This window comes from Amycolatopsis australiensis, from assembly GCF_900119165.1.
Taxonomy (GTDB): domain Bacteria; phylum Actinomycetota; class Actinomycetes; order Mycobacteriales; family Pseudonocardiaceae; genus Amycolatopsis; species Amycolatopsis australiensis.
On record NZ_FPJG01000006.1, the window covers coordinates 8176999 to 8194201 of the forward strand.

16 protein-coding genes are annotated in these 17203 nt (G+C 72.6%); 8 read left to right on the forward strand and 8 right to left on the reverse strand.

Translation table 11 applies throughout. From position 1 onward, the window contains the following. The first annotated feature begins 33 nt into the window (after positions 1–33). Positions 34–354 carry a hypothetical protein gene (locus tag BT341_RS39030; RefSeq protein WP_072480998.1) on the forward strand — a complete coding sequence of 107 codons (321 nt, stop codon included), beginning with the start codon at positions 34–36 and terminating at the stop codon, positions 352–354. Between the two features lie 3 nt (positions 355–357). Here BT341_RS39030 and BT341_RS39035 read toward each other — a convergent pair whose 3' ends face one another. Further along, positions 358–858 carry a GNAT family N-acetyltransferase gene (locus BT341_RS39035; RefSeq protein ID WP_072480999.1) on the reverse strand — a complete coding sequence of 167 codons (501 nt, stop codon included), beginning with the start codon at positions 856–858 and terminating at the stop codon, positions 358–360. A 138-nt stretch (positions 859–996) separates the two neighbouring features. On the opposite strand from BT341_RS39035, the gene BT341_RS39040 reads away from it, so the two are divergent. After that, the gene (locus tag BT341_RS39040; protein ID WP_072481000.1) at positions 997–1470 is read left to right on the forward strand and encodes a hypothetical protein; all 474 of its coding nucleotides are present in this window, start codon (positions 997–999) and stop codon (positions 1468–1470) included. Here BT341_RS39040 and ftsY read toward each other — a convergent pair. Beyond that, positions 1467–2750 carry a signal recognition particle-docking protein FtsY gene (gene ftsY, locus BT341_RS39045; protein ID WP_072481001.1) on the reverse strand — a complete coding sequence of 428 codons (1284 nt, stop codon included), beginning with the start codon at positions 2748–2750 and terminating at the stop codon, positions 1467–1469. The two genes, BT341_RS39040 and ftsY, sit on opposite strands and share 4 nt — an antisense overlap. 139 nt (positions 2751–2889) lie before the next feature. Between ftsY and BT341_RS39050 the strand changes: the two genes are divergently transcribed. The 4 genes from BT341_RS39050 (at position 2890) to BT341_RS39065 (ending at position 6659) form a co-directional block, all read left to right on the forward strand. Continuing rightward, positions 2890–4137, forward strand: coding sequence for an anhydro-N-acetylmuramic acid kinase (locus BT341_RS39050; protein WP_072481002.1), 1248 nt, complete (start codon positions 2890–2892; stop codon positions 4135–4137). After that, positions 4124–5689, forward strand: coding sequence for a sodium:solute symporter (locus tag BT341_RS39055; protein WP_072481003.1), 1566 nt, complete (start codon positions 4124–4126; stop codon positions 5687–5689). Before BT341_RS39050 ends, BT341_RS39055 begins: the two co-directional genes overlap by 14 nt. An 84-nt stretch (positions 5690–5773) precedes the next feature. After that, positions 5774–6274 (forward strand): DUF3455 domain-containing protein, encoded by a 501-nt coding sequence (locus tag BT341_RS39060; RefSeq protein ID WP_072481004.1) that lies wholly within the window; start codon positions 5774–5776, stop codon positions 6272–6274. A gap of 160 nt (positions 6275–6434) precedes the next feature. Beyond that, positions 6435–6659: a hypothetical protein gene (locus tag BT341_RS39065; RefSeq protein WP_072481005.1), complete on the forward strand. Its 225-nt coding sequence runs from the start codon at positions 6435–6437 to the stop codon at positions 6657–6659. A gap of 4 nt (positions 6660–6663) precedes the next feature. Here BT341_RS39065 and smc read toward each other — a convergent pair whose 3' ends face one another. Together smc and BT341_RS39075 are read right to left on the reverse strand one after the other, a co-directional pair. After that, positions 6664–10266 carry a chromosome segregation protein SMC gene (gene smc / locus BT341_RS39070; protein ID WP_072481006.1) on the reverse strand — a complete coding sequence of 1201 codons (3603 nt, stop codon included), beginning with the start codon at positions 10264–10266 and terminating at the stop codon, positions 6664–6666. A gap of 99 nt (positions 10267–10365) precedes the next feature. Next, on the reverse strand, positions 10366–10653 hold the full coding sequence (locus BT341_RS39075; RefSeq protein WP_072481007.1) for an acylphosphatase: 288 nt from the start codon (positions 10651–10653) through the stop codon (positions 10366–10368). Between the two features lie 191 nt (positions 10654–10844). Between BT341_RS39075 and BT341_RS45775 the strand changes: the two genes are divergently transcribed. After that, positions 10845–11471, forward strand: coding sequence for a hypothetical protein (locus tag BT341_RS45775; RefSeq protein ID WP_177329002.1), 627 nt, complete (start codon positions 10845–10847; stop codon positions 11469–11471). Between the two features lie 13 nt (positions 11472–11484). Here the strand turns inward: BT341_RS45775 and BT341_RS39085 are convergent, their stop codons facing one another. Beyond that, positions 11485–12126: a TetR/AcrR family transcriptional regulator gene (locus tag BT341_RS39085; protein ID WP_072481008.1), complete on the reverse strand. Its 642-nt coding sequence runs from the start codon at positions 12124–12126 to the stop codon at positions 11485–11487. A 65-nt stretch (positions 12127–12191) separates the two neighbouring features. Here BT341_RS39085 and BT341_RS39090 point away from each other — a divergent pair, with 65 nt between their 5' ends. Next, the gene (locus BT341_RS39090) at positions 12192–13331 is read left to right on the forward strand and encodes an acyl-CoA dehydrogenase family protein (RefSeq protein WP_072481009.1); all 1140 of its coding nucleotides are present in this window, start codon (positions 12192–12194) and stop codon (positions 13329–13331) included. A gap of 39 nt (positions 13332–13370) precedes the next feature. On the opposite strand, the gene BT341_RS39095 is transcribed toward BT341_RS39090, so the two are convergent. Genes BT341_RS39095 through BT341_RS39105 form a run of 3 tightly spaced genes read right to left on the reverse strand, consistent with a single transcriptional unit; the run spans position 13371 to position 17198 of the window. Continuing rightward, positions 13371–14069 (reverse strand): response regulator, encoded by a 699-nt coding sequence (locus BT341_RS39095; protein ID WP_072481010.1) that lies wholly within the window; start codon positions 14067–14069, stop codon positions 13371–13373. Next, a complete protein-coding gene (locus tag BT341_RS39100) occupies positions 14066–16603 on the reverse strand; it encodes a sensor histidine kinase (protein WP_072481011.1) in 2538 nt (845 codons plus the stop codon). The genes BT341_RS39095 and BT341_RS39100 overlap by 4 nt, the downstream gene beginning before the upstream one ends. A gap of 4 nt (positions 16604–16607) precedes the next feature. Further along, positions 16608–17198 carry a potassium-transporting ATPase subunit C gene (locus BT341_RS39105; RefSeq protein ID WP_072482423.1) on the reverse strand — a complete coding sequence of 197 codons (591 nt, stop codon included), beginning with the start codon at positions 17196–17198 and terminating at the stop codon, positions 16608–16610. Positions 17199–17203: the final 5 nt, after the last annotated feature.

Consider the following 17203-nt stretch of genomic DNA (forward strand, 5'->3'; position numbering starts at 1 on the left):
TCGGCGACGACCCCTGCCGGTAAAGTGAGCGGCATGGCAAGTCTCGAAGACCTCGAAGCCCGGGTGAGCGCGTTGGAGGCCCAGGCGCGTCAGGCCCGGCAGGACGCCACCGCGGCTCGCATCCTCGCCGGTGCGGCGGACCGAGACGTCTCCGAGTTCAAACAGGGCCAGAACGCCCTGATCAGGTCGATAGGTGCCCTGCGCGAGACCCAGCTCGAAGACCACGAACGGCTCACCGACCTCGAAGTCAAGGTCGACAACCTCGATGCGAAAGTCGACAGCGGGTTCACCAAGGTCAACATCGGCGTGGAGCAGATCAGCCGGTTGCTCCAGCAGGTCATCGACAAGCCCTGACCCTCAGCCCGGCTCGCTCTTCAGCAGCTCCATGAGCAGCCCGTCGTGCCAGGTGCCGTCCGGGCCGCGTTCGTACTGGCGCAGCACGCCCACCGGCTGGAACCCCGCTTTCGTGTACACCCGGATCGCCGTCTCGTTGGCCGCCGCCGGGTCGATCGTCAGGCGGTGGTGGCCCGTCGCGAACAGGTGGGCCGCCAGCGCGCGGACCGCGTCCGTGCCCACGCCGCGGCCGTGGAAGCCCGGGTGCACCGCGATGTCGATGCCCGCGTGGCGGTAACGCGGGTCCGGCTCCTCCCAGCTCTGGATCAGCCCGACGACCACGTCGTCCAGCTCGATGACATAGACGGCGTAGCCCTCTTCGACCGCGTACAGGCCTTCGGTTTCCTCGTCCGCGTCGCCCCACCAGCGGGCGACCTCCGGCGTCGCCAGGATCTCGCGCACGCGGGCGCGGTCCGGCTCGGTGATCGGGCGCAGCAGCACCCGCGCACCACGGATGGTGGTCATTTCGGTCCTCTCTCGTAGCGAACGACGGCGGTGCGGCGTCTGATACGAGGAGGGGCACGAGCGGACGGGCGTCAACCGGGCATGCCCCGATTCTGCGCCGGCCGGCGCGGCCCGTCAGCCGAATATCGGAGGGACGGCATGGACCCGCACCCCGGTGGCGCACTCGCCTGGCTCGCGCAGGGCGCCGCCGCGAACCTGCTCGACCGGCTCGTCGACCGCGCGCTCGACGGCCCGCCGCTCGCACCGGCCTGGCCGCGCCCGGGGAAGACCGCGGCGGGCACCGTCGAAATCACCGTGCGGCACCACACCGCCGCGAAGATCCGCACGCCGGTCATCCTCACGCTGCAGGAGGACGGCAGCCGCGCCGGAACGGCGTTCCCGACCCTGCTCGGGCACACCGCCCGCCTCGCCCTGCCCGTCGGCCATTACCTCGGCGCGGCGCTGGTGGTCAACCCGCGGCGGCGCACCCTGCAGGGCATCGGCTGGTCGCGGCTGACGGTGGTCACCCACCGGACGTCGCCGGTCATCATCCCGGCCCAGCGCCCGTCGGCGCCGGTGATCCTGCAGCTCGGCCTGCGCAAAGCCGACGGAACGCCGCTGTTCCGGCTTTAGCCGAGCAGCGCGTCCACGAACGCGCCCGGCTCGAACGGCGCCAGGTCGTCCGGGCCCTCGCCGAGCCCGACCAGCTTCACCGGTACGCCCAGTTCCTTCTGGACCTGGAAGACGATGCCGCCCTTCGCGGTGCCGTCCAGCTTCGTCAGCACGATGCCCGTGACGTCGATGACCTCGGCGAACACGCGGGCCTGCATCAGCCCGTTCTGACCGGTCGTCGCGTCCAGCACCAGCAGGACCTCGTCGACCTTCGCCTGCTTCTCCACGACGCGCTTGACCTTGCCCAGCTCGTCCATCAGGCCCGTCTTCGTGTGCAGCCGGCCCGCCGTGTCGACCAGCACCGCGTCCACGCCCGTGTCCACGCCGCGCTTGACCGCGTCGAACGCCACCGCCGCCGGGTCCGCGCCTTCCTTGCCGCGCACGACCTCCGCGCCGACGCGCTCGGCCCACGTCTGCAGCTGGTCGGCCGCCGCGGCGCGGAACGTGTCCGCCGCGCCCAGCACCACCGTCTTGTCCTGGGCGACCAGCACGCGGGCGAGCTTGCCCGTGGTCGTCGTCTTGCCCGTGCCGTTGACCCCCGCCACCAGCACGACGGCGGGCTGCTTCTTGCCGTCGACGGTGTGCGGCAGCGCCCGCACCGCGCGCTCCGCGTCGGTGGACAGCTGGGCCGTCAGCACCTCGTGCAGCACTTCGCGGGCCTCGGCCGACGAGCGGACCGCGCGCCGGGACAGCTCGTCACGCAGCCGCTCGACGATCTGGTTGGTGGTGGCCGCGCCCAGGTCGGCCATCAGCAGCGTGTCTTCGACGTCCTGCCAGGAGTCCTCGTCGAGGTCGCCGGCGCCGAGCAGGCCCAGCAGGCTGGTCCCGAAGACCGACCGCGACTTCGACAGGCGCCCGCGCAGCCGCTCCATGCGGCCGGTCGCGGGTTCGATCTCCTCGACGACCGGAACGGGCGCGGGCTCTTCGGGCAGCTTGACGTCCCGGACCGTGCGCTGCGCCGAGTCGCGCGGCACGGCGGCGTCATCGCCCACCGCGGGCTGGCCGTCCACCTCCGGCCGGTCCTCGACCGGGTGCTCGACCTCCTCCGGCGGCGCCGTGCCGCCGGGCGCGAGCGCGATGCCGCCGCTGGCAGCGTAGCTGCCGCCCTTCGGTTTCTCCTCGACCTCGCGCTGGGCGTCCAGGCTGATCCGGCGCCTCCGCGCGATCAGCAGGCCGGTCACCAGGAGGGCGACCAGCACGACAACGGCGACGACTACGAACAGGAACCAGGTGCTCGACACGCGCCCATCCTTTCATCCGCACCCGCCGGGCCCGGACACCCCGTCCACACAGGCAATTCATAACGACGTAGGTCGCGATTGGGCCAAGACTTCACCACGTGGGTTGCGTCACCCCGTGGCCTGCACTAAACCCCACCGGATGGGGAAAGACTGTTCCACCCGGGGCAGCCACGGCTTCCGGGTGATCGGGCTGATTTCCGGCACGTCGGTCGACGGCATCGACGTGGCCGTGGCGGACCTGCACGCCGAAGACGACACGATCATGTTGACGCCGCTGGGCGAGCTGGACGTCCCCTATCCCGAACCGCTACGCGAGCGCCTGCTCGCGGCGCTGCCGCCGAACCCGTGCACCGCGGGTGAGCTGACCCGGCTCGACACCGGCGTCGGCCAGGCGTTCGCCGAAGCGGCCGCCCGCGGCGCCGAAGAACTGGCCGGCGGCACCGCGGACCTCGTCGCGTCGCTGGGCCAGACCGTGTTCCACTGGGTCGAGGACGGGCACGTCCGCGGCACGCTCCAGCTCGGCCAGCCCGCCTGGATCGCCGAGCGCACCGGGCTGCCGGTGCTGGCCGACCTGCGCGCCCGCGACGTCGCCGCGGGCGGCCACGGCGCGCCGCTGGCCGGCACGCTCGACCGGCTGTGGCTGCGCGGCCTGGCCGAGGACACCGGCCGCCCGGTCGCCGCGCTGAACCTCGGCGGCATCGCCAACATCACCGTCGTCGCCGCGGGCGAGCCGGCGATCGCCTACGACACCGGGCCCGCCAACGCGCTGCTCGACCTCGCGGCCTACCGCGTCACCGGGCGGCACAGCGACGTCGACGGGCGGCTCGCGCTCAGCGGGTCGGTGCGCTCGGACCTGCTGGCGCGGCTGCTCGCCGACCCGTACTTCGCCGCGGCGCCGCCGAAGTCCACCGGCAAGGAGCACTTCAACGCGCCCTACCTCGACGCCGCGCTGGCCGGGCTGCCGCCGGTCGATCCCGGCGACCTGCTCGCCACGCTCACCGAGTTCACCGCGGTGACCGTCGCCGACCAGTGCCTGCGTCACGGCGTCGCGACGGTCGTCGCCTCCGGCGGCGGCGTCGCCAACCCGGCGCTCATGGCGGCGCTCGCGCGGAACCTGCCGTCCGTGGCGCTCGAGACCAGCGACGACCTCGGCCTGCCCGGCGCCGGCAAGGAGGCGTACCTGACCGCGCTGCTCGGCTGGCTCACCTGGTGCGGCGTGCCCGGTACGGTGCCGTCGGCGACCGGCGCCCGCGGGCCGCGCCTGCTCGGCGCGCTCGTCCCGGGTGCCGGGCCCCTGATCCTTCCCGCCCCGCTGGGGGGCACCGTGACGCGGTTGCGAGTCGCGGAGAAGGCCGGAACAGTAGGAGAAGTCCATGCGTGGTGTTGACCTCGCCATCATCGTGGTCTACCTGGCGGCGATGCCGCTGATAGGCGTGCTCGTCGGCCGGAAACAACGGTCGGCGGCCGACTACTTCGTCGGCGAGCGCAGCCTCCCGTGGGGCGCGGTGATGCTTTCGGTGGTCGCCACGGAGACGTCGACCCTGACCGTCATCAGCACGCCGGGGCTCGTCTTCGGCAACGCGTTCCTGTTCCTGCAGCTGGCCTTCGGTTACATCATCGGCCGGACCATCGCCGCGTTCGTGCTGCTGCCGCGGTACTTCCGCGGCAACCTCGTCAGCGCGTACGCCTTCCTCGGGAAGCGGTTCGGCTCGGGGCTGCAGGGCACCGCGTCGGTGACGTTCGTGATCACCCGGCTGCTCGCCGAGGGCGTGCGCCTGTTCGCCGGCGCCATCCCGATCAAGGTGATCCTCGGGCACTACAACATCCACCTCGACTACTGGGTCATCGTCGTCATCCTGACCGCGCTGACGCTGATCTACGCCTACATCGGCGGGATCAAGGCGGTCGTCTGGGTCGACGTCATCCAGCTGTCGCTCTACCTCGGCGGCGCGGCGGTGGCCGCGATCGTGCTGTTGAACAAGCTGCCGGGCGACTGGGCCACGCAGGCGTCCGCCGACGGGAAGTTCATGCTCGTCGACTTCACGAAGAACCTGCTCACCAGCCCGTACGCGTTCGTGACGGCGGTGCTCGGCGGCGCGGCGCTCTCGATGGCCTCGCACGGCGCCGACCAGCTGATCGCCCAGCGGCTGATGGCCACGCGCAGCCTGCGCGACGGCCAGAAGGCGCTCATCGGCAGCGGCATCATCGTCACCGTCCAGTTCGCGCTGTTCCTGCTGGTCGGGGCGATGCTGTGGGTGTTCAACGGCCGGAAGTCGGTCGCGCAGCTCGGGTTGCAGAGCCCGGACGACGTGTTCTCGCGGTTCATCATCGACGACCTGCCGGTCGGCGTCTCGGGCCTGCTCATCGCCGGGGTCCTCGCTTCGACCATGGGCGCGCTCGCGTCGGCGCTCAACGCGCTTTCGACGTCGACGGTGGCCGACCTCTACCAGCGGTTCACCAAGCGCTCGCCGGAGGACTCCAAGCTGCTGCGGCACGGTCGCATGTGGACACTGATCTGGGCGGTCGTGTTCGCGGTGTTCGCGTCGCTGTTTTCCACCACGAAGAACTCGGTGATCGAGCTGGGCCTGGCCATCACCGGCTACACCTACGGCGCGCTGCTCGGCGCGTTCGTGCTCGGCCTGCTGATCCGGAAGGCGCGGCAGGCCGACGCGATCGTGGCGTTCGTCGTCACGGTCCTGGTGATGGCGTTCGTGATCCTCGGCGTGAAGTTCAACGCGAAGACCGGCGCCCTGATCGGCGTCGACTTCAGCAAGGCGGCCGGGGACAAGGTGGCGCTGGCGTACCCGTGGTACACGCTGCTGGGCGTGGTGATCACGCTGGTCGTCGGCGGGCTGCTGGCACTGCGGCACCGGACGCCGGACCCGAAGGCGGTTCCCGACGAAGCCGCCGGTGAAGCGGAAGAAGTCCCCGCCGCCTGAACCCGCTGAACCGTTTCCGGCGGGCGCCCGTGTTGGTCAGCGGGAGCCCGCCGGGAGGCGGCGGGAGGCAGCGAAGGTGGGACGATGAAAAAGACGACGGTGGCGCTCGCGGCCGGTGCCCTGCTGGCCGGCGGCGCGGCGACGGCTTCGGCGACCCCCGCCCCGGCGAAGGTGCCGGACGCGGTCAAGGTGCCGGACGGCAACCGGCACCTGGTCACTTTCCACGGCGAAGGCGTGCAGATCTACGGCTGCGCGAACGGCGCGTGGACGCTGGTCCAGCCCGCGGCCGTGCTGTCGGAACACGGGAAGCCGGTGGCGCTGCACAGCAAGGGTCCGGTCTGGACGTCCACTGTGGACGGCAGCACGGTCGGCGCGGCGGCGGTGGCCAGTGCGCCACGGCCGGACGCGATCCCGCAGCTGCTGCTCAAGGCGGACCTCAACACCGGCGACGGCGTCTTCGGCAAGGTCACGTACATCCAGCGCCTCGCCACGCGCGGTGGCGTCGCTCCGGCGGGAAGCTGCCCGCCGGGCGCGCAGACGGCGGTCCGGTATTCGGCGGACTACGCCTTCTGGGTGGCCGGCTGACAAGCGCCCCAAGGCGACCTTGGTTGCGTCTGACGCACCGAAGGCCGCCTTGGGTGCGTCTCACGCACCGAAGGCCGCATTGGGGCGATCGGGACCAGGCGAATGGGCGGTGCGTGCGGGGCCGTGCTCCCGTAACTTGGGAGTGGGAGATGGGGGTCGGATGGGGTTCTTCATCGGTGTCGGCGTGCTGCTGGCCGTCGTTCTCGTCGTCGCTTTCGTGCTCGACCGGGCGGATCGCCGACGCGGGGTCAAGCACGGCCTGCTCCGGCCGCGCGGGCGGCGGCCGCGGATCGGGGACGCCGGTTACGTCGGCAACGACCTCCGGCACTACGAGCCGCGCGTGCGGGGCGAGGATCGCCCCGCCCCGCGCGAAGACGACATGTGATCGCTCAGCCGGCCGGGACCGGCTCCTCCGCGGCCGTGCGCAGGCGCTGCGAGATCACCTTCGTGATGCCGTCGCCCTGCATGCTCACGCCGTAGAGGGCGTCGGCGATCTCCATCGTCGGCTTCTGGTGGGTGATGATGATCAGCTGCGACGAGTCGCGCAGCTGCTCCAGCAGCCCGATCAGCCGGCGCATGTTGGTGTCGTCGAGCGCGGCCTCGACCTCGTCCATCACGTAGAACGGTGACGGGCGGGCGCGGAAGATCGCGACCAGCATGCCCACCGCGACCAGCGACTTCTCGCCACCCGACAGCAGCGAAAGCCGCTTGACCTTCTTGCCCGGCGGGCGCGCCTCGACGTCGACGCCCGTGCTCAGCAGGTCGTCCGGCTCGGTGAGGACCATCCGGCCCTCGCCGCCGGGGAAGAGCACGCCGAACACGGTCTCGAACTCGCGGGCGACGTCCGCGTACGCCGACGTGAACACCTCCAGGATCTTCTCGTCGACCTGCTTGATCACCGACTCGAGGTCCTTGCGGGTCTCCTTGAGGTCTTCCAGCTGCGTGGAGAGGAACTTGTACCGCTCCTCCAGCGCCGCGAACTCCTCCAGCGCGAGCGGGTTCACCTTGCCCAGCAGGGAAAGATCCTTCTCGGCGCGCTTGGCGCGGCGGGCCTGGGTGTCGCGGTCGTACGGCATCGGCGGCGGCGGGGTGACGTCCTCGCCGCGGTTCTTGGCCGCCTCGTACTCGGCCATCTCGCCCGCGCTGGGCGGGACCGGGACGTCCGGGCCGTACTCGCGGACGAGGTCGTCGAGGCCGATGCCGAAGTCCTCGGCGATCTTGGCTTCCAGTGTCTCCAGCCGCAGCCGCTGCTCGGCGCGCAGGACCTCGTCGCGGTGCACGGCGTCGGTGAGCTTCTCCAGCTCGCCCGACAGCTCGCGGACCTTGGCGCGGACGCCGCTCAGTGCCTGCTCGCGGGACTGGCGGCGGGCCTGGACCTGGTCGCGTTCGGTGGCCGCGCGCTGCACCGAGTGTTCGATGCGCTCCAGCGCCAGCTCGCCCGCGTTGACGACGGCGTTGGCGATCTCGGCGCCGCGCTTGCGGGCCGCGGCGGCGCGCTCGGCGCGCTCGCGGGCCTGCTGCTCGGCGTGCGCGGCGCGGCGGAGCCCTTCGGCCTTGCCCGCGATGCTGCGCGCCCGCTCCTCGGCGGTGCGCTGCGCGAGCCGGGCCTCCATCTCCTCCTGCCGGACGACGGCCAGCTCTTCGACGGCCTGGTCGCGCTCGGCGGTGTCCGGGTCGTCCTCGACCGGCTGCTCGGCGACGGCGGCGAGCCGTTCCTCCAGCTCCGCGAGCTGTGCCAGAGCCTGCTCGCGGCTCTGCTCGACCTTCGCGCGCTGGCCGCTGAGCCGTTCGACCTCGGCCTGGGCCTGCCGGACCGCCTGCTGCAGCCGGTTGAGCCGCTCCGAAGACCGGGCGCGCCGGACCTTCGCCTCGCCGAGCGCGTCCTTGGCCTGGGAAACCTCTTCGCGACGCGCCTGCTGTTCGGCGCGGGCGCCTTCCAGCTCGGCGGCGTACCGCTCCAGCGAGCGCTCGGCCGTGCGGAGCCGCTCCCCCGCCTCGTCGACGGCCGCCTGGACCTCGATCACGCTCTCGCGCTTGCCGGAGCCGCCGATCGCCCAGCGGGCGCCGAAGACGTCGCCTTCGGCGGTGACCGCCCGCACGTCCGGGTGCGCGGCCACCAGCTGCCGCGCCGCATCGAGGTCGCGGACCAGCGCCAGCTTGTCGAGCGCCTGCTCGACCGCGGCGCGCAGCGGCGGCGGCGCCGTGACGACCTCGCGGGCCCAGCGCGCGCCTTCGGGCAGCGCGGGCCACGCCGAAGTGTCCACAGTGGACTCGGGACTGCCGAGCAGGATGCCCGCGCGGCCCGAGTCGGTGTCCTTCAAGTACTTCAGCGCGCGCAACGCGTCTTCGCCGCCGGCCACGGCGACCGCGTCGGCGACCGGGCCGAGCGCCGCGGCCAGCGCGACCTCGTACCCCGGTTCGACGGTGAGCAGCGCGGCGACCGAGCCGAGCAGGCCCGGCAGCTCGTGCGACGCGCCGAGCAGGGCACCCGCGCCGTCCTTGCGCCGCAAGCCCATCGACAGCGCCTCGACGCGCGCCTTCTCCGACGCGATCTCGCGCTCGGCCGCGCGTTCCGCCTTGACCAGCTCTTCGACGCGCGCCTTGGCCGCGTTGTTGGCCTCGACGGCGCGGTCGTGGCGCTCCTGCAGCGCCGCGTCGTCGGACTCCTCTTCGCCGCCTTCGGCCTTGGCCAGCTCCAGCTCCTCGACGGCGATCTCGGCGCGCTCGGCGGCTTCCTCCAGCGAGACGCTGAGCCGGTCGATCTCGTCGGAGGTGGCGCCGTTCTTGCTGCGCAGCGCCTCGACCTGGCCGGTCAGCTTGGCCATGCCCTCGCGGCGGTCGGCGATCGCCCGGACGGCGGCCCAGTGCGCGCGCTCGGCGGCCTGGACGCGCTGTTCGAGGTCTTCGCGCCGCAACACGGTCTGCGCCAGCAGCTCCCGGGCCTCCATGACGGCCTCGTTGAGCTCCTCTTCCTGCTCGGCGACGCGTTCGGCTTCTTCGAGCAGCTCCTCGGGGTCACGGCCGCCGGTCGACGTCGAGACGTCGGCCGACAGGTGCCGCTGCCGCTCGACCGCCAGGCGGACGGTGCCGCGCAGGCGCTCGGCCAGCGCGGACAGCTTGTACCAGGTCTCCTGGGCGGTCTGCAGCAGCGGCGCGTCCTCGGCCAGCGACGCCTCCAGCTCGGCTTCTTCGGCGGAGACGATCTCGAGGTGCTGCTCGACCTCGGCACGGCGCTGGCGGGCGGCCTTCTCGTCGGCCTCTTCGCGCGCGATGGCGTCCCGCTGGGTGACCAGGTCGTCGGCGAGCAGGCGCAGACGGGCGTCCCGCAGCTCGGACTGCACGGCCTGGGCCCGGCGGGCGATCTCGGCCTGCTTGCCCAGCGGCTTGAGCTGGCGGCGCAGCTCGGTGGTGAGGTCGCCGAGCCGGTCGAGGTTGCCCTGCATGTTGGCCAGCTTGCGCAGGGTCTGTTCCTTGCGCTTGCGGTGCTTGAGGACGCCGGCGGCCTCTTCGATGAAGGCGCGGCGCTCTTCGGGCTTGGACTCGAGGATCGCCGAGAGCTGGCCCTGCCCGACGATGACGTGCATCTCGCGGCCGATGCCGGAGTCCGAGAGCAGCTCCTGGACGTCCATCAGGCGGCAGCGGTCGCCGTTGATCTCGTACTCGCTCGCGCCGTCGCGGAACATCCGGCGGGTGATCGACACCTCGGAGTACTCGATGGGCAGCGCGCCGTCGGCGTTGTCGATGGTGAGGGTGACCTCGGCGCGGCCGAGCGGGGCGCGGCCCGCGGTGCCGGCGAAGATGACGTCCTCCATCTTGCCGCCGCGCAGGTCCTTCGCGCCCTGGGTGCCCATGACCCAGCGCAGCGCGTCCAGCACGTTCGACTTGCCGGAGCCGTTCGGCCCGACCACGCAGGTGATACCCGGCTCGAAGCGCAGCGTGGTGGCCGAGGCGAAGGACTTGAAGCCCTTGAGCGTCAAGCTTTTCAGGTGCACTGGGTGCCGACCCCTCTGGCCGCGATGACTGGCGTTTCAATCGTCCCAGGCTACCTGGGGGTGTCCGGGGACCGCCGGACGCGCCCCCTCTCGGCGCGGCTACCGCTCGGCGAAGCCGGTCAGCCCGCCTTTCGGGTCCGACCAGCGCTCGACGACGTGGTCCACACTTCCGGGTGATTCTCCGGACCGAAGCGCGGCGAGCAACCGCTCACAGTGGTCGCGATCACCCTCCGCTATGACCTCGACACGCCCGTCGGGCATGTTGCGCGCACTGCCGACCAGACCCAGTTCCAGCGCCCGGCTGCGGGTCCACCAGCGGAAACCGACTCCCTGCACCCGGCCGTGCACCCACGCCGTCAACCGGATGTTCGTTTCTTCCTCACTCACGTCCTCATCCTTTCCGGGCTCTCCGACTGCGCACAGTGATCGCACAGGGCCACTACCTGGGCGAATGCGGCACCGACGGTGATAACCTCGCCGCCGAGGTCCTCCCCCCGGGTTCCCCCGCCCGGGGAGGCGGTGATCGATTCACCGGCCTCACACCGCGCCTTCCTCCCCGAACCCCCGAGGAGCCTGCAATGCCCCGCCCCGACGGGTCCGCCTCGAGCCGGCACGCGACCAGGATCGACACCGCGCCACCGAAGAGCAGCAAACCGAACCGCACCGGGTACGTCGTGCTCGGGGTGGCCGGGCTGGTGGTCGCGACCGCGTTCGCCGCCGTCGCCGAGCTCGCCGGCCCGGACCCGGCCACCACCGCGGGCGGCACCGGCGGCACCGGCGGCCAGGGCACCTCGCAAGCAGGCCTGCAGACGGTCCGGAACACCCCCTCCACGGCCGGCCCGTCGACGGCCGGCAGCGTGCCGACGACCCCGTCGGCGCCGACGTCGTCCAGCGCCCCGACCACGCTGGTGTCGGTGAGCCCGGACGGCAAGACGACCACCACGTTCGTCACCCAGGCGCCCCCGCCCCCGCCGCCGCCGCCGCGCAGCGACACGGGCGGTGGCACCCCGCCGCCGCAGCAGCAGTCGAGCCAGAACCCGAAGCCGCCGAGCGACACGAGCACGAAGCCGTCCCCCTCGACCGACCCCGCGACAACGCCCGACCCGTCGCCGTCGTCGACCCCGACCACGGGCGGCAGCTCCAGCACGGGCGGCTCGCCGACCACCGCGCCCAGTGCCTCGGGGAGCACCACGCACGCGCAGTGAGCCACGCGCCGCGTCAGGCCAGGATCGCCGCGACGATCGCGTCGCGCAGGAACTTCCCGTAACGCTCCGGTGACCAGCCGCGCTCCAGGCAGAGCAGCTCGTACTGCTCCGGGGCGTGGTAGGTCCACAGGACGTCGCGGACGTCTTCGGCGGTGAGGCCCGGCTTGATCTGGCCGGTCGCCATCAGGTCGGCCGAGAAGTACGTCATCGCCGTGAGCATCTCCTGGCGCATCTGGGCCCACACCTCGGCGGCCCCGGGGTCGGCGGCGGCCGCGTCGCGGGCGAGCAGCTGGACCGGCCACACCGCAGGCGCCGAGCCGGCGAGGTGCTCGAGGTACATCTCGATCTTGCGGGCGGCGTCCGGCTCGGCCTGGATCGCCGCGATGAAGTCGCGGCCCGCGATGGGGATGTCTTCGTCGTCGCCGGCGACCGTCACGTCGAACACCGCCTTGAGCAGGACCGCCTTGCTGGCGAACGCCTTGTAGACGGTCTGCACCGCGACACCGGCGGCCTTCGCCACTTCGGGCATCGCCGTGCCCGCGTACCCCTTCTCCCGGAAGAGCCCCGACGCCGCGGCCAGGATCCGGCGGCGGTTTTCGCGTGCCTGCTCTTGGCGGCGCGAAGTGTCGTAACGCCGCTTGACAGGATCGGCCATTTGAGTAGAGACTCCTCTATCCAATAGACGTCCATCTATCATGACACCCTGAGGGGGCGCTGACCATGATGGGACAAGCCACGACCGACGCCGTCACCGCCGCGCGGGAGCTCGCTCCCGAGCTGAGCGCGCGGGCCGCCGAAGCGGAAGAGCTCCAGACGCTGCCACGCGACCTGGTCGAGCGGGCGCGCTCGGCCGGGTTGTTCCGGCTGGCGACGCCCCGCGCGCTGGGCGGGCGGGAGCTGCCGGCCGCCACGATCGTCGAAGTGATCGAGGAACTCGCCCGCGCGGACGGCTCGGCGGGCTGGACGATCACCATCGGCAACGCCTCGTCGTTCCTCGCCTGGCTCGCGCCGGACGTCGCCGCCGAGCTCGTGGCGGGCGTCCCGGACCCGATCGGCGGCGGCGTCTTCGCGCCGATGGGGCGGCTGACCCCCGACGGCACCGGGAAGTTCACGTTCGGCGGCCGGTGGAGCTTCTGCAGCGGCAGCCCGCACACGGACCTGTTCTTCAACGGCGCCTTCGCCGGCGGCGACCCGCGGGACTGGCGGCTGGCCGTGGTCCCGGCCGCGGCGGTGCGGGTGATCGAGAACTGGGACGTCAGCGGGCTGCGCGGCACCGGCAGTCACGACGTCGTGATCGAGACGGTGGTGCCGGAGGAGCACACGATCTCACCGTTCACCCAGCCGGCGCGCCACGACGGACCGCTGTGGCGGTTCCCGTTCTTCACGCTGGTGGGCGCGATGTTCGCGGGCATCCCGCTCGGCATCGCGCGGCGGGCGCTCGACGAGTTCACCGCGTTCGCGCCGGCGAAGTTCCGCCCGCCGAGCCCGAGCCCGCTCGCCGAGGACGGCGACGTCCAGGTGGCGCTGACCCGCGCCGAAGGCCGGCTGCGCTCGGCACGGGCGTTCGTCTTCGAGGCGCTGGGCGCGCTGTGGGACACGGCGTGCGCGGGCGACGTCCCGGACGTGCGCCGGCGCGGCCAGTTCCTGCTGGCGACCCAGCAGGCGATGCGCGCGGCGCTCAGCGCGGTGAACATCGCGTTCGGCTTCGCGGGCGCCGGCGCGCTGCACGCGGACCAGCCGATCCAGCGCTGCTTCCGCGACCTCCACGCGGCATCCCAGCACATCTACTTCTCGGCCGCGGCTTCGAAGCGGTACGCCAAGCTGCGGTTCGGGATCGACCAGCCGACGTTCTGGTTCTAGTGCCGAAAGGTTCACGAGCAGGACCGGCGACGCGCGACACTAGATCTCGAAGCGGTAGCCCATGCCGGGTTCGGTGAGCAGGTGCCGGGGCCGTGACGGCTCCGGCTCCAGCTTGCGGCGCAGCTGGGCCAGGTACACCCGCAGGTAGTGGGACTCCGTCTCGTACGTCGGGCCCCAGACCTCGCGCAGCAGCTGCTTCTGCGCCACCAGGCGGCCGCGGTTGCGGACCAGCAGCTCCAGCACGCCCCACTCCGTCTTCGTCAGGTGGACCTCCACGCCGTCGTGGCGGCGGACCTTCTTCGCCGCCAAATCCACCGTGAACGACGACGTGTCCACCACCGCCTCCGCGCCCTCCGCGCCCGACACCGCCGAGCGGCGGACCGCCGCTCGGAGGCGGGCCAGCAGCTCGTCCATGCCGAACGGTTTCGTCACGTAGTCGTCCGCGCCGGCGTCGAGGGCCTGGACCTTGTCCGCCGAGTCGCCGCGGGCCGACAGCACGATGATCGGGACCGTCGTCCAGCCGCGCAGGCCCGCGATCACCTCCGTGCCGTCGAGGTCCGGCAGGCCCAGGTCGAGCACGACGACGTCCGGCTTCGTCTCGGCGACCGCCTTCAGCGCGGCCGTCCCGTCGTGCGCCGTGATCACCTTGTAGCCGCGGGCGTTCAGGTTGATCCGCAGCGCCCGCACGATCTGCGGCTCGTCGTCCACCACCAGCACGGTGGCACCCCGGTCGCTCATCGCGCCCCCTCCTTCGCCGGCTCGGCGCTGAACGCGGGCAGCGACACCACGACCGTCAGGCCGCCGCCCGGCGTGTCCTCGGCCCGGATCGTGCCGCCCATCGCCTCGGTGAACCCCTTCGCCACCGAAAGCCCCAGCCCGACACCCGGTGTCGTGTCCCGGTCGCCGCCGAGACGCTGGAACGGCGTGAACGCCGAGTCCGCCGCGCCCTTGCGCAGGCCCTTGCCGTGGTCGACGATCCGCAGCTCGACCTGGCCCGAGTGGGCGCTGGCCCGCGCCGACACCGGACCGCCGCCGTGGCGCAGGGCGTTGTCCAGCACGTTCGCCACCACCCGCTCCAGGAGCCCGGGGTCGGCGAGCACGGACGGGAGCCGGTCGTCGACCGCCACCTCGACCGCCTCGGAGCTGTCCACATTGGACAAGGCGTGCGCGACGACCTCGTCGTAGCCGACCGGGCGCAGGTGCGGGCGCACCGCCCCGGTGGCCAGCCGCGACGAGTCGAGCAGGTTGTCGATCAGCCCGGCCAGCCGGTCGGCGGACACCTCGATCGCCTCCATCAGCTCCGCGGTGTCCGCTTCGGACAGTGCGAGGTCGGGCGCGCGCAGGCTGCCGACCGCCGCCTTGATCGACGTCAGCGGCGTGCGCAGGTCGTGCCCGACGGCCGAGAGCAGCGTCGTGCGCAGCTCGGTCGCCTCGGCCTTGCGCTCGGCGCGCGCCGCGGCGGCGGCCGCCCGCTGCTGGCGCAGGGCCAGCAGCGCCTGCCCGGCCACGGCCTCCAGCACCCGCCGGTCGGCCGCCGGCAACGCGCGCCCGCGCAGCGTCAGGTGCACGTCGGCGGTGACGGCGATGTCGACGTCCGCCTCGTCCGGGTCGGCGCACGGGTGCTCCCCCGCGGTCGCGACGCGCCGCCACTCGCCCTCCCGCTTTTCCAGCAGCGTCACCGACGTCAGCGCGAAGTTCTCCCGGACCTTCGCCAGCAGCCGCTCGATCGGGCTCGCGTGGGTCAGCACGGTCCGGGCGTAGGAGGCGAGCAGCGCCGCCTCGGTCCGCGCCCGCGCCGCCTGCGTGGCCCGGCGCGCGGCCTGGTCGACGACCAGCGCCACGAGCACCGCGACGACGACCATCGCGATCAGCGTCACCAGGTTCTGCGGGGTGTGCACGTTGAGCGTGTACAGCGGCGGGGTGAAGAAGAAGTTGAGCAGGCCGGCCCCGAGCACGGCCGCGACCAGCGCCGGGCCGAGGCCACCGACCAGCGCCACGATCACGGTGGCCAGCACGTAGGAGATGACGTCGGTGGCGAAGTCGAGGCCGCCCGGCAGGAACACGCCGATCGCCGTCACCAGCACCGGCAGCGCGACGCCGAGCACCCAGCCCGCCACCAGCCGCGAGAGTCCCAGCGGGCTCGCGCTCAGCCGTGCCCGCAGCCGCCCGCCCGCCTCGGAATGGGTGACCATGTGCACGTCGATCGGCCCCGACTGGCGGACCACCGAAGCGCCGATGCCCTCGTCGAACAGCCGCGCCACGCGCGAGCGCCGCGAAGTGCCGATCACCAGCTGGGTGGCGTTGACCCCGCGGGCGAAGTCCAGCAGCGCGGTCGGCACGTCGTCGCCGACGACGGTGTGGAACGTGGCGCCGACCTCTTCGGCGAGGGTCCGGCAGCGGGCGATCGCGGCGGGCCCGAGCCCGGACAGGCCGTCGCCACGCAGGATGTGCACGACCTGCAGCTCCGCGCCCGCGCGGGTGGCGATGCGGCTGGCGCGGCGGATCAGCGTCTCGCTCTCCGGGCCGCCGGTGACCGAGACGACGACGCGTTCGCGTGCCTCCCACGTATCGGTGATGCGCTGCTCGGCGCGGTAGCGCTGCAAGGCGACGTCGACCTGGTCGGCCACCCACAGCAGCGCCAGCTCGCGCAGCGCGGTGAGGTTGCCGGGCCGGAAGTAGTTGCCGAGCGCGGCGTCGATCCGCTCGGCCGGGTAGACGTTGCCGTGCGCCAGCCGCCGCCGCAGCGCCTCGGGGGTGATGTCGACCAGCTCCAGCTGCTCGGCGCGGCGGACGACCTCGTCGGGCACGGTCTCCTGCTGGGTGACCCCGGTGATCCGCTCGACGACGTCGTTGAGGCTCTGCAGGTGCTGCACGTTGACCGTGGACAGCACGTCGATGCCCGCTTCCAGCAGTTCCTCGACGTCCTGCCAGCGCTTGGCGTTGCGGGAGCCCGGCACGTTCGTGTGGGCGAGCTCGTCGACGACCGCGACCTCCGGCGCGCGGGCCAGGACGGCGTCGAGGTCCATCTCCTCGAACTCGCGGCCGCGGTGGCCGGCCCGCCGTCGCGGAACGATCTCGAGTCCTTCGAGCAGCTCGGCCGTCTTGGCCCGGCCGTGCGTCTCCACCAGGCCGACGACGACGTCGGTGCCGCGGTCGAGCCGCCGCCGCGCCTCGCCGAGCATGGCGAAGGTCTTGCCGACGCCGGGAGCCGCGCCGAGGTAGATCCTCAGCTCACCGCGACGCGGCTTCGGCGACGTGTTTTCCGTGGTCACGGTGTCAGTGTGCCCCTCCGGCCGCGGCTTGCACGGCCAAGTTGAGCGGGAGCACAGTCACGCCGGGGACACCGATCCCGGCTCCGCTCGTGTTCTGCTCGATCAGCTGCTTCACCCGGTCGAGGGGCACGCCGGTGTTCCGGGCGACGCGCGCGGCCTGCAGCTCGGCGTAGGCCACGCTGATCGCCGGGTCGAGCCCCGAACCGGACGCGGTGACGGCGTCCGGCGGCACCTGGCCGGGTGACACGCCTTCGCGTCGCGCGACCACGTCACGCCGCTCCCGGATCGCGTTCACGAGATCCTCGTTGTAGGGGCCCTTGTTGGACGCACCGGACGGCATTCCGGGGGTGACCGCCGAAGGCCGCGTGTGGAACCACGGGTCGTGCGCCGGGTCGGCGGGCACCGGGTCGACGCCGATCAGCGACGACCCCACGGCCTGCCCGTTCCGCGTGACGACCGAGCCTTCGGCGTTCGATTCCAGGCCGGGAATCCGAGCGACCGCCCACACGGCGAGCGGGTAGAGGATCCCGAGCAGGACGGTCATGACGAGCAGGACGCGCAGCCCCGCCCAGGTTTGCTTGACGAGCGTGTGCACGGACT